The organism is Arthrobacter sp. MDT2-3 (assembly GCF_059090465.1).
The window spans coordinates 1-12,287 of sequence record NZ_JBNHFS010000011.1 but is presented as its reverse complement, the minus strand read 5'-3'; the positions used below and the strand labels follow the sequence as shown (position 1 = coordinate 12,287).

The window sequence follows — 12,287 nt, the reverse complement described above, 5'->3', positions numbered from 1 at the left end:
CTTGGGCTGCGGCTTCGGTAACGCACTCGAAGACCTGGCTGACGACGCTATAGGGAACTTGGCGAAGGCCATCATGGAGGGCATGAGTCAGATGGTGACGACTCTGTCTACCTTTTGGGTTTCGATGCCCACTCTGAACTTGATCAGCGAGGACGGGACTGGGCCAAGTCCCGTGGTGTCGATAGTCAACAGCGAGCTAATGACTTGGACGCTAACGCTGGCGGTTCTCGCCGTTATCCTCGGCGGCATCCGGATGAGCTGGGAACAGCGTGGCGCGCCGCTAAAGGACCTGCTTCGTTCGCTGCTCACACTCACAATGGTGTCCGGCCTTGGCCTTGGAGTTATCTCGATTCTGGTGATCGCGGCCGATGCCTTCGCGGTTTCCATTATCGAGCGCTCCACCGACGGTAAGGGGTTCGCCGATGCTTTTCAGAAAATAGCGGTCATCCAGCAAACCGACGCCGTCTTCATTCTCATCCTCCTCGGGTTGATCGGGTTGATTGCTTCCCTTGTCCAGATCGTGCTGATGGTGGTCCGCAGCGGCATGTTGGTAATTTTGGCGGGCATTCTGCCCACGACGGCCGCGTTCACGAACACGGAGATGGGCCGGCAGTGGTTTCAGAAAGCAGTTGGTTGGACCATCGCGTTCATTCTCTATAAGCCAGCTGCGGCCATCGTGTACTCGGTCGCGTTCCTTTTGATGGGCAGCTACAGCGGGCAGGATGCCCTGGTCGGTTCGATCACGGGCTTCACGTTGATGATCGTTGCCTTGTTCGCGCTGCCGGCGTTGATGCGGTTCGTCACGCCGATGGTTGGTGCCGTTGCCTCGGGCAGCGGCGCTGCAGCCGGGGCTGCCGTGGGTGCGATGGCCACCGGTGCAGTGTCCCTGGGCCGTGGCGGCAGTGGACGAGGCAATGCCGCGCCAATCCCCGCGACAACAAGCACTACGGCCAGTACGCAGAGCACTTCTGCCAGTGCTTCGCCGAAGGGCAGTGACGGAGCGTCTGGTCCCAGGGGCGGGGGTGGTCAGCCCACTTCCGGTGTTACGGGTCCGGGCGGAGCCGCTGGCGCTGCGGCCGCAGGCAAAGCAGGCACCGCAGGAGCAGCGGCAGGGGCAAGCGGCGGGGCAACAGTAGCTGGCCCGGCCGGCATGGCTCTAGCCGCCGGGGCACAGGTGGCGACCAAGACGTCGCAGGCAATCGAAAAGACCGCGCAGGATTCAACCGGGGAGGGCCCCAGTGGCAGCAACTAACACCGAATACAAGGAACCGTCCTACGGCAACTGGCGCGTACCGCGCTCCGCCGGCCTGGGCAACCTCGGCGCTATCGGCACCGCGATTGTGATGGCCGGCCTGTTGATGGGTATCACCACCTTCGCTATCTGGGGCCTGTTCCCTGGCCTCGCTGTCCTTGCCCTTGCCGGGGCCAGCGCCCTGTTGCTGACGGTCAAGGACAAGCATGGCCAGTCCGTTGTAGACCGCTTCGGCACCCGAATGGCCTTCCGGCTCTCCAAGTCGACTGGGACGAACCTCTACCGCTCCGGCCCTTTGGGTGTGACGGGGTGGGGCATGTACCAGCTACCCGGTCTGGCCGCGAAGTCGACCCTGTACGAGTTCGCCGACTCCTACAAGCGCCCGTTCGCCATGCTGCATGTGCCGGCCACCAGCCACTTCACCGTGATTTTCTCCACCGAGCCCGATGGAGCCTCGCTGGTGGACCCTGAGCAGGTCGATGCATGGGTCGCTAACTGGGGTGGCTGGCTCGCCGGCCTTGCCGACGAAGCCGGGCTGGACGCCGCGGCGGTCACGGTGGAGACCGCACCCGATTCCGGGTACCGGCTCCGGAACGAGGTCGAGATGAACATGGACCCGAACGCACCGGAATTTGCCCAGGCCATTCTGCGTGAGGTCGTTGATACCTACCCGGAGGGATCGGCTACGGTCCGCGCCTGGGTATCCCTGACCTTCAATGCCTCCCTGCGGTCCGGGTCAAAGAAGCGCACTCCCGAAGATGTGACCCGGGACCTCGCCTCCCGGATCCCCGGCCTGTCAGCCCGGTTGCAGTCAACCGGCGCCGGCATCGCCCGGCCGATGTCGGCGCAGGAGCTCTGCGAGGTCGTCCGCATCGCCTACGACCCGCCTGCAGCGCTGATCATTGATGAAGCACATGCGGTCGGTTCCCCCGTTGCCTTGGCCTGGGGTGAAGTCGGCCCCACGGCCACCCAGGCAAGCTGGGATGACTACCGGCACGATTCCGCGTTCTCTGTCTCCTGGACGATGACCGGCGCACCGCGCGGGTCAGTGAACTCTTCGGTTCTGTCCCGTCTGCTGGCCCCGCACGGGGCCATTGACCGTAAACGGGTATCCCTGCTCTACCGTCCGATGGATTCCGCGACGGCCGCGACCGTGGTCGAACGGGACCAGAACAACGCCAACGTCCGCATCACCTCCGGAACCCGGCCAAGTGCCCGCGCCCTGGTTGATGCCCGCTCCGCCGTGCAGACCGCCCAGGAAGAAGCCCGCGGCGCCGGCCTGGTGAACTTCGGCATGGTCGTCACCGCCACCGTGACCGACAAAGAACGGCTGCCTGATGCCGTGGCTGCCATCGAACAGACCTCCGGCACCGCCCGGGTGCTCCTTCGCCGCGCCTACGGCGCGCAGGACACCGCCTTCGCCGCCTCACTGCCGCTGGGACTCGTCCTGCCCAAGCACAGCATGGTCCCCTCCGAAATCAAGGACGCGCTCTAATGGCCCTCAAAGACCTGTTAACGTCAATGACAGTAAAGACAGTAATGCCAGCAAAAGACGCGCCAAAGGACAAGACCGGGAAGCAGCCGCGCGAGGCCGGGCCGGGTGCCCGTGGCTGGTCCGGACGTGGCGGGGGCACGGCCCAGCTCGTTCCGTCCGTGAAGGAGTACCGGGGAACCACTGTCCAGGTCTGCGGCCTGTGGCCGTTTTCCTCTGGCGCGTCCTCTCCCATGATCGGCGTCCCGCTCGGCCGTCACGAGGAAACCCAGGCCACGGTTTGCTGTGATCCGATCAGCTGGTTCCAGCGCGCACGCCTCATCTCCAACCCTTCCGCCTTCATCCTCGGCAAACCCGGGCTGGGCAAGTCCACCCTGGTCCGGCGCATGTTCCTGGGCCTTGCCGCACAGGGCGTCAACCCGCTGATTCTCGGGGACCTGAAAGGCGAGCACGTTAAAGCCGTCAAAGCTCTCGGCGGGCAGGTCATCAAGCTCGGCCGCGGCGTCGGCTACCTGAACATTCTCGATCCGGGCCAGGCCGTCGAGGTCGCCCAGCTCCTCGAGGACCACGGCTACCACGAAGCAGCCACCAGGGTACGCGCTGACGCGCACGGCCGCCGGCTGAACATGGTCGTCTCCCTGATCACCATCAGCCGGAACAACCCGCCCACCGACCAGGAACAAACCCTCCTGGACCGGGCCCTGCGGGTCCTCGATGACCGGTTCGACGGCATCCCGGTCCTGAAAGACCTCCTGGACGTGATCGTCTCCGCCCCCGACGAGCTGCGGCAGGTCGCGCTGGACCGCGGCGACATGAACGTCTACCTGCAGGAAACCCGGGCGCTGGAAGCAACCCTGCTGGGCCTGACCGGGGGCGGGAAACTGGGAGAAATCTTCTCCCAGCAGACCACCAACCCAATGAAGCGGGACCGCGCCGTCGTCTTCGACGTCTCCAGCATCGACGAGACCGAAACCGACCTGCAGGCCGCCGTACTGCTCGCGTGCTGGTCCTACGGCTTCGGCACCGTGAACGTCGCCAACGCCCTGGCCGACGCGGGGCTGGAGCCGCGTCGGAACTACTTCGTGGTCCTGGACGAGCTGTGGCGGGCGCTGCGCTCCGGCAAGGGCATGGTCGACCGGGTGGACGCCCTTACCCGCCTGAACCGGTCCGTGGGTGTCGGGCAGATCATGATTTCCCACACCATGTCCGACCTGCTGGCCCTGCCGGCAGAAGAGGACCGGATGAAAGCCCGCGGCTTCGTCGAACGCTCCGGCATGGTCATCTGCGGCGGCCTGCCGGCCTCGGAGATGCCGCTGCTGACCTCAGCGATTCCCCTGTCCCGGCAGGAGCAGCAAAAGCTCATCACCTGGCAGGACCCGCCCGCCTGGGACTCACGCGGGCTCGACATCGAACCCCCGGGCCGGGGCAAGTTTCTCATCAAGGTCGGCGGCCGCCCGGGCATTCCCGTCCAGATCGGGCTGACCTCCATCGAGAAGAACGACGGCCTGAACGACACCGACACCCGCTGGCACGCACCAGCCGGAACGCTCATGGACCCGGCAGCACCAACGTTGCCCACTGAAGAAGGCGCGCTGTGAGTGCACCGAACCGCAAAGGAATGGGCCTCGAAGATGCCCTGCTGGTCTGGCTGGCCATCGGCGCCATCGTCATCTTCGGTGGCGGCACCTACGCCGCCGCGCACCTCGGGTCCTGGATGGCAGGCATCGACGCCCCTCCTGCCCACCCCATCGACCTGGTCGCCGGCCTCATCAAGGGCAAGGTGCCCTGGCCAACCCAGTCCACCGTCGCGGCGTGCCTCATGGCCGGCCTGATACTGGTTCTGGCAATCGTCGTGCTGGTTGCGTGGCGGAAAGGCGCATCCAAGCGTGCCCGGGTCGACAAGGCCGCCCGCTACCTGGGCCGCGGCAAGTCCCTCGCCGCGTTCTCTGAAAAGGGAGCACAGGCCAAGGCAGAGCGGCTGGGTGTAAAGGACACGCCGGGGATCGTCGTGGGCAAGGTGGTCTCCACCGGTCAGAAGTTCGTCCAGTCCTGGGAAGACCTCAGCCTCGACATCTGGGGACCACGAACAGGTAAGTCCACATCACGGGTAATGCCCGCCATCCTGGACGCACCAGGAGCTGTTGTCTCGACGTCGAACAAGCGCGACGTCCTGGACGGCACCCGTGGCGCCCGCGAGGCGACGGCCCCGGTGTGGGTCTTCGATCCGCAGAAGATCGCCCAGGAAGAACCGGGCTGGTGGTGGAACCCGCTCTCTTACGTCATCGACGAAGAGAAGGCCTACAAGCTCACCCAGCATTTCTCGGTCGGTTCGCGGGTGCCGGGGTCCAAGCCGGATGCCTACTTTGATCCCAAGGCCGAGGACATTCTCTCCTCGTACTTCCTCGCGGCCGCACTGGGTGATTTGCCGATCACGCAGGTCTACCTGTGGGTGACGGAGCAGGTCAGCCAGGAACCCATTGAAATCCTCCGGGAGCATGACTACGAGCTGCAGTACAAGGGCCTGGAGTCCACGCTGAAGCTGGCTGACAAACAGCGCGACGGCATCTTCGGAACCGCCGAGAAGATGATCCAGTGCCTCAAGAGCAGGAACACGCTCCGCTGGGTCGCACCGGCCCGCGGCGCAAGCGTAGCCAGTGATCCCCGCCGGCAGTTCGACCCGCACGCCTTCGCCGCCTCTCAGGAGACGATCTACATCCTCTCCAAGGAAGGTGCCGGCTCAGCCGCCCCGCTCACCACGGCACTGACCGTGGCCATCGCAGAGGCCATGGAAGAACGCGCCGAGCGCAGCGGCGGCCGACTGCCCAAACCTGCGCTGTTCGCCCTGGATGAGCTGGCAAACGTGGTCCGCTGGGCCGGCCTGCCGGACCAGTTCAGCCACTACGGCTCCAAGGGCCTGATCGTCATGGGCATCCTGCAGTCCTGGTCCCAAGGCGTCGAACTCTGGGGCGAAGCGAACATGCGGAAAATCTGGTCAGCCGCGAACGTCAAGGTCTACGGCGGCGGCGTCGCGGAAGAAGGGTTCCTCCGCGCACTCTCGGACCTGATCGGGGACTACAGCTACATCAACGTTTCCGTCTCATCAGGGAAGTCCGGGTCCAGTCGCTCACGGCAGGAGAGCAAGGAACGCATCTTCGACGTCTCCAACCTCGCCGAACTGGACCGCGGCCGCGCCGTTATCCTCGCTTCCGGCGCACCCGCCACCCTGGTCCGGACCATGCCCTGGTACACAGGACCCCACAAAGAAGCCGTAGAAGCCTCCATCAAAAAATACAGCCCGCAGCCAGAGGAAGAACCAGTACCGGTAGCAGCGGCGCCGGTCGCAAATCCATGGGTGACCGGGTAGGGGAGTAGGGCATGACGATCGACATTGGCAGGTTCAGTGAAGCTCCCAGCTCGGACGTCGAGGACACTGGCACTCAAGCCGGCGAACAGCAGAAGCCCCCGCAGCTGGTTTACGGCTCAGCCGAAGAGTTCCTGCACGAGCAGCTGCTCCCCACCTACGTCCGCGACGTTGACGGGCGCGCAGCAAAATGGTGCATCGAATGGTATTTCCACCCGGAAGCTGTCTCCCGTGTAGAAGCACTGTGGCGCGCCTGGGAACACCTACGACTCGACGGAGCCACCGGCATCAGCGTCTGGTTCAAAGACCACGCAGACCACCACATGAGCGTGCTCCTCGACCCACGCGGACCCTTCTACAAATGCGACATGCAAAAACACCGCGACCCCGAACACCTTGAGCTCAGAAAGGCCCCGGACGGTTGGTTTCCCGACGTACGGACTCTTGCGACTTAGAGAAACCTGAGGACACGGAAGAAGGGGCGACCATCCATAATGCACTCCCCCTCTTCGCAGTGCTCCAGCCCGAAGGGTGCAGGTTCGTTCCCCTGAAGGACAATCTCCCCATTCCAGTGTCAGGCAACGTCTATGCTGCAAGAAAGACTGCGGCAGGCTGCTGCCGACTAGCGCTAATGCGAGGGCACCATGGATCCTTTTTGGAGGCAAAGAAGACGCCACGAGTATTCCTGGTGGATTATAGCGTTTCTTGGGCTTTTCGCCGCAGGAACCATTTTCATCGCTCGCGTAGGTTGGCCAAGTTGGTTACTCGGCTTATTGGGCATACTTTGCGCAGTAGGGGCGATCGTTATGCAATCTGTGAAGGACAGAGCAAAAGGAAGGGATGTTAGTACTACCACTCGTCAACAATCGATGCGTACGACCGGTCCAGACGCTGCGGAGGGGATAGCTCCGCGAGACGTTTCTTTAAGGATGTGGGGTGTTCACCAAGCCCTGGTTGATGTTCCTTATGTGGAGCGCGACGCTGAGCGGGAGGTTGTGGAGGCACTCGCGGCAGGCCAACCGGTACTCATACTCGGGCCATCCATGGCCGGCAAAACGAGGATGGCGTCAGAGCTCATTCAACATCTTTATTCAGGGCGGCCTGTAGTTATGCCGGACGTTCCAAACGGCTTAGCAACTTTAATGAACGCAGGCGAAGTACCCCGTGAATCTGTCATTTGGCTTGACGACGCCGAGCGATACCTAGGCGACCCCAGGGACTTGAAGGCAAAGTGGCTCGAGGAGTTACAGCAAGCAGATAACGTCATCGTGGCAACAATGCGTGAGGTCGCTTACGAGTCATTCCAGCCTAGTGAAGAGCGCCCGAGAACCCAGTGGGAGACATTGCGATGTTTCCAGGTTGTTCGCCTCCGGAACCTCCCCGAAGAGCGAATAAGGCTGGCTGCCGAAGTCGACAACCCTCGGATTCGCGATGGCATATTGAAATATGGGCTCGGTACATATGTTGGCGGCGGCTTTTTGGCTATCGAACGGTTGGAAACCGGTCGCTCAACCAACCCGATAGGCGCAGCCTTCGTCCTCATCGCCATCGACTGGCAACGTTCCGGCATCGGAGAGGCAATTCCGAAGCACACCTTATTGTCGCTTATTCCTACCTACATCGATAACGACGAGCTTCCGCTCAGCCCAACTGATACAGAAGCCGGCTTGAATTGGGCCACAAACAAGACGGTTGGTGGCGGGGCATTTAGCTTGCTCAATCCCACACCTGATGGCGGGTTTCGACCGTTCGATTATCTTGTGGACTATGTCGCCAGTTCCGGTTCTACTGTTCCCTCATCACTTTGGCGGGCTGCTTCTGAAGCGGATGCGACAGCCGGACGATTGAACAATGCCGGACTTACAGCTTCTTTCGCCGGCGAGACCACATATGCGCTGCGCTTCTTCCAAAGAGCCGCGCAACTGGGAGATGCCGAGGCAATGGCTAATTTTGGTACCGCTCTGGAGCGGCAAGATCGTCTCGCCGAGGCAGAAGAACAGTACACGAGGGCTGCTGACCTAGGTGACGCTCATGGAATGACAGGTCTAGGACTTCTGCTTATGCGTAGAGGGAAACTAGCGGAGGCAGAGCAGCTCTTCATGCAGGCCGCCGAGGCGGGGGTTGGTGACGCAATGTCCAACCTGGGCCTTTTGATCTTTGGTCGAGGTGAAACGGCTGAGGCTATCGAGTGGTACAAACGGGCCGCAGCGGCGGGAAGCGGTCTGGGGATGACCAACTACGGGATTCAACTGGAAGGGGAAGGTAGATTAGAAGAAGCAGAGCAGTTATACCGCGAGGCTGCAGCAAGACGTAACGGCGCAGGGATGTATCAACTGGCCAAGCTCCTGGACGCGCGGGGTCACCAGGACGAAGCTGAGGCCTTGCTGCACCAAGCTGTCGCTAATGGGAATCCAGCGGCCATGTCAGCCCTTGCGATGAAGTTGGCCGAGAGGGGTCGCCAGAATGAAGCCGACCGTCTTTTTGCACGTGCGGCAAGCAAAGACGATGAGGTTGCGCTAGCAGTCATGGGGAAGCGACTTCTCGATACTGGACAATATGAACAGGCGAAACCGTTACTTATGCGTGCAGCGGAGCACGGCTTCGGCTTCGGCATGTTTTATCTCGGCCTCGTCTATGACCATTACGGTGAAAAAGAACGAGCGAAAGTCCAATACCGTCAAGCAGCAGCGACAGGCCATATACACGATCTCAATACCCTACTTAGCCTAGCCGATCGCCTTAATGGCGACCGATCCGCTTGGCCGTTGTACCGCACGGCGGCAGATTCAGGATCGGTGTATGCGATGCACCGATTGGCGTTAATCCTGCGGCAGGATGGGGAACAGGAGGAAGCTGACAGCCTGCTTGAAAGGGCCAGAGCCGAAGAAGCGACCCTAGAAAAGGCCGCCTCCTCGGGTGATATAGAAGCCATACTCCAACTGGGAGCGATAGAGGCAGGCCGTGGGCAATTTGATAAAGCCCGCACGCTTCTAAAGGAGGCCGCTGAACGCGGTAGCGCTTACGCAGTGCAATTCCTTGCAGCTCTTCCGCCCGAATCATAGAGCGCGTCAGACGCGTTGTACGGTTAGTGATATGGTCAGCCGCAACGTCAAGGTCTACAAATAAAAAATCAGGGCCGGAATCATTAATGAATTCCAGCCCTGATTTTGTTTTTGCTGACTCTAGTGAGCCGCTTCGTACTTCTCCACAACTTCCGCCTGGATACGACCACGCGTATTCACTGGTATACCGTTCTCAGCAGCCCACAAGCGTACCGCCTTGGCGTCCGGGCCACCGTGCGAGGAGGACTTAGTCCGGGCTGCCGGACGGCCTCGTCCGCCAGCTACCTTGCGGCCAGCGTTGGCAAAGCGCGCCAATGCTTCACGGAGTTCGCCAGCGTGTGCCTCATTGAGGTCAATCTCGTATTCACTGCCATCTAGAGCGAAAGATATCGTTTCGCTAGCTTCCGAACCGTCAATATCATCTTCCAGCAGAACAACTGTCTTTTTTGCCATCAAATAAGGCTAGCAGCCTAATGAACAAGCAGATCACGCGAGCATCAGAACCTTAAGACGAGGCCTTCGATACTCGAACTGAATGTAAATGAGGAAAATCGGGCACACACGTCGTACCGGCATGCAGAGAACCGAGCAGTCCACAGTTGGGGTCAATCCGGGTTATCCACGGCTGGAATCGGGAGCCATTGGGGTAGCTCCCTCAGCAGCCGTAGCGGTGGATAACCCATTAGGACTGTCCCCGGCTGTGGGCAGCGGAACCGACTGTCCAGACAGTCTCAGGAGAATTGTGCAACAGGCTGTTGCACAATTGCCAAGCACCCGCCGACTCGGCTCTTCAACAGGGTCGGCTGTCAGGTTTGAATCTAAGACTGTGCGCTGGGGATGTGCAGGAACTGGCTTTCGGACCCTATTCTGACGCTCATTTCGCGTCCGTCTGGCGTCAGGTTGGGGTGTACTTCGACCTGATGTGAGGATCCCATCAGGTCTCGCTGAACGCTCGTGTCGTTCCTAATTCAGCAGGATGCCGGTGAAGGTCGTTGGGAGGCATCGGAACCGGCCCGACCCTCACGAAGCGGCTTTATGCATAGGGAACGTGTTCCTCTGCACGGAAAAACAGGCGTCTCTCGCTGGAGCGGCCAATCAGCCAGATGACGTTTCCGTCTTCGGTACGAGCATCGACGACGCCACTGAAGTGAGCTCTCCGGCACGGCAGAGTACTACGCTCTGACCCTCTTCTATGGCAAGCCACGGAATGGTCTGTGCAAAGGGGCGTCCTTCTATTGTTGTCGCCACAGCCTTGTGTCCTAACTGACGATGGAGCGTCGACATTTCCAAGGATTGCGTGAAAAGCAGCTCGAAGGCATCAGTACACCGATGAAGTTTCGACGGCATAGTTAGCAGATTTACTAAAGAGCAGCCGCAGAGGCGCAGCGACGACTACAACAATGGCGAGGCGGCGTGCACGCCGATCCCCGGCACTCTTGTCCAAACCGCATGCTGCTTGTCAGCCCTTTCGGCGGTAGACCCTGACGAACGACTTGCCAAGATCCCGCTCAATCCGGCGCGCTCCTCGGCGCCTTTGCCTTTCGGCCCAGGCTTGCTTGATTAACGAGTTCTGTCATCCACGGCCGGTGCCCGCGGTGGTACACGACTCCGTCGGGCAGTCCCCTGACGGACGGGACTGAATTGGCAATGTCGATGGTTATTCGGCCGTCGCCCAGGGGAGCGTTCGTGATGTGCAGGTCGCCGTATGACTCTGGAAGAACGGGATCCAGCCAGAACCCTCCGCGGGAAACGTGAGTGTCATACCGCATCAGGCTAGTCACCAGCAGGATTGGAGTAGTCGCCGCCCACGCCTGCGGGGAACAGGCTGCCGGGTAGGGCACCGGTGCGGTGAACTCTTCCCGGCTGAAACCGCAGAACAGCTCGGGCAGGCGGCCGTCCGAGTATTCGGCCGCCTCCAGCAGCGCTGTGGAGATCCGTTGTGCTTCCGCCGTGAAGCCGTAGCGCAGAAGGCCGGCCATAATGAGCGCGTTGTCGTGGGGCCAGACGGATCCGTTGTGGTAGCTCACGGGGTTATAGGCCCCCATGTTACTGGCCAGGGTCCTTACTCCCCAACCGCTGAACATTTCCGGGGACATCAGATGTTCGACAACCCGTGGGGCCTTGTCCTCATCCACGATGCCAAGCCACAAACAGTGGCCCATGTTGGAGGCGCAAGAGTCAACCTGCCGCTTCTGCCCGTCGAGGGCGACGGCGTAGTATCCGCGTTCCGGAATCCAGAACTGCTCGTTGAACTGTTTTTTCAGCTGCTTCGCCCGCTCGGCGAGCTCGTCACCGAGAGTGTCGTCGCCGTCGTCGTAGGCCATCCAGGCACGGGCCGAGTAAGCGGCGTAGACATAAGCCTGCACCTCACAGAGTGCGATCGGCGGTTCGGCCAAAGTGCCGTCGGCGAAGTTGATGCCGTCCCACGAGTCCTTCCAGCCCTGGTTGATCAATCCCCCTGGGTTGAGGCGTTGATATTCAACGAACCCGTCACCGTCTCTATCTCCATAATCCCGTATCCAGCCCAAAGCCCTGTCCGCATGGGGCAAGAGAGCATCGATGATGTCTTTGGCGAATCCCCAGCGGCTGACTGATCCCAGGGTCATTACGAACAGGGGAGTGGCGTCTACGCTGCCGTAGTAGATGGACTTGCCTCCCAGGGATAAACCGCTGGATACATCGAGCCTGACTTCATGCAGGATCTTTCCCGGCTCCTCCTCGCTTATGGGGTCAACGACGGTTCCTTGCCGGTCTGCCAGCGTCTGGAGCGTCCCCAGCGCAAGGGACGGGTCCACGGGCAGCGCCATTTCAGAAGCCCATAGCGAGTCCCGCCCGAACAGGGTCATAAACCATGGCGCCCCGGCGGCCACAACCACCCGCTCCGGGTAATTCGGGTCCTCGATACGAAGGGCACCCAGATCGTCATAACTACGCCGCAGGGTCCGTTCGATGGAGCGGTTTCCCATCTGCAGCACGGGGATCTTCGCCACCCACGCCTGCCGGCGCCGGTCTCTCGGAGACAATCCGTCCTCCTCAGTGTGGGCGAACGCGGCGACAGCGGCGCCCTCGGTGCGGGCTCTCTCAGAGTCGGGCATGACAGTGAGGACCGTGCTCCACTGC

8 protein-coding genes are annotated in these 12,287 nt (G+C 61.4%); 6 read left to right on the top strand and 2 right to left on the bottom strand.

Features of this window, described 5'->3' with window-relative positions:
* Window positions 1-58 precede the first annotated feature (58 nt).
* The 6 genes from AC5RUQ_RS20795 (at window position 59) to AC5RUQ_RS20770 (ending at window position 9,167) form a co-directional block, all read left to right on the top strand.
* Window positions 59-1,252, top strand: a complete 1,194-nt coding sequence (locus AC5RUQ_RS20795) for a TrbL/VirB6 family protein (RefSeq protein ID WP_493949167.1) — start codon at window positions 59-61, stop codon at window positions 1,250-1,252.
* Window positions 1,239-2,747 carry an SCO6880 family protein gene (locus tag AC5RUQ_RS20790; protein ID WP_493949166.1) on the top strand — a complete coding sequence of 503 codons (1,509 nt, stop codon included), beginning with the start codon at window positions 1,239-1,241 and terminating at the stop codon, window positions 2,745-2,747. The genes AC5RUQ_RS20795 and AC5RUQ_RS20790 overlap by 14 nt, the downstream gene beginning before the upstream one ends.
* Window positions 2,748-2,791: 44 nt before the next feature.
* Window positions 2,792-4,342: a helicase HerA domain-containing protein gene (locus AC5RUQ_RS20785; RefSeq protein WP_493949165.1), complete on the top strand. Its 1,551-nt coding sequence runs from the start codon at window positions 2,792-2,794 to the stop codon at window positions 4,340-4,342.
* Complete coding sequence (locus AC5RUQ_RS20780) at window positions 4,339-6,108, top strand: type IV secretory system conjugative DNA transfer family protein (RefSeq protein ID WP_493949164.1); 1,770 nt, start codon at window positions 4,339-4,341, stop codon at window positions 6,106-6,108. The genes AC5RUQ_RS20785 and AC5RUQ_RS20780 overlap by 4 nt, the downstream gene beginning before the upstream one ends.
* An 11-nt stretch (window positions 6,109-6,119) precedes the next feature.
* A complete protein-coding gene (locus tag AC5RUQ_RS20775) occupies window positions 6,120-6,560 on the top strand; it encodes a DUF4913 domain-containing protein (protein ID WP_493949163.1) in 441 nt (146 codons plus the stop codon).
* Between the two features lie 189 nt (window positions 6,561-6,749).
* Complete coding sequence (locus AC5RUQ_RS20770; RefSeq protein ID WP_493949162.1) at window positions 6,750-9,167, top strand: tetratricopeptide repeat protein; 2,418 nt, start codon at window positions 6,750-6,752, stop codon at window positions 9,165-9,167.
* Between the two features lie 120 nt (window positions 9,168-9,287).
* On the opposite strand, the gene AC5RUQ_RS20765 is transcribed toward AC5RUQ_RS20770, so the two are convergent.
* Both AC5RUQ_RS20765 and AC5RUQ_RS20760 read right to left on the bottom strand, forming a co-directional pair.
* Window positions 9,288-9,620, bottom strand: coding sequence for a histone-like nucleoid-structuring protein Lsr2 (locus tag AC5RUQ_RS20765; protein WP_493949161.1), 333 nt, complete (start codon window positions 9,618-9,620; stop codon window positions 9,288-9,290).
* A 1,055-nt stretch (window positions 9,621-10,675) separates the two neighbouring features.
* The coding region (locus tag AC5RUQ_RS20760; RefSeq protein WP_493949160.1) for an amylo-alpha-1,6-glucosidase at window positions 10,676-12,287 on the bottom strand (1,612 nt) is incomplete at its 5' end.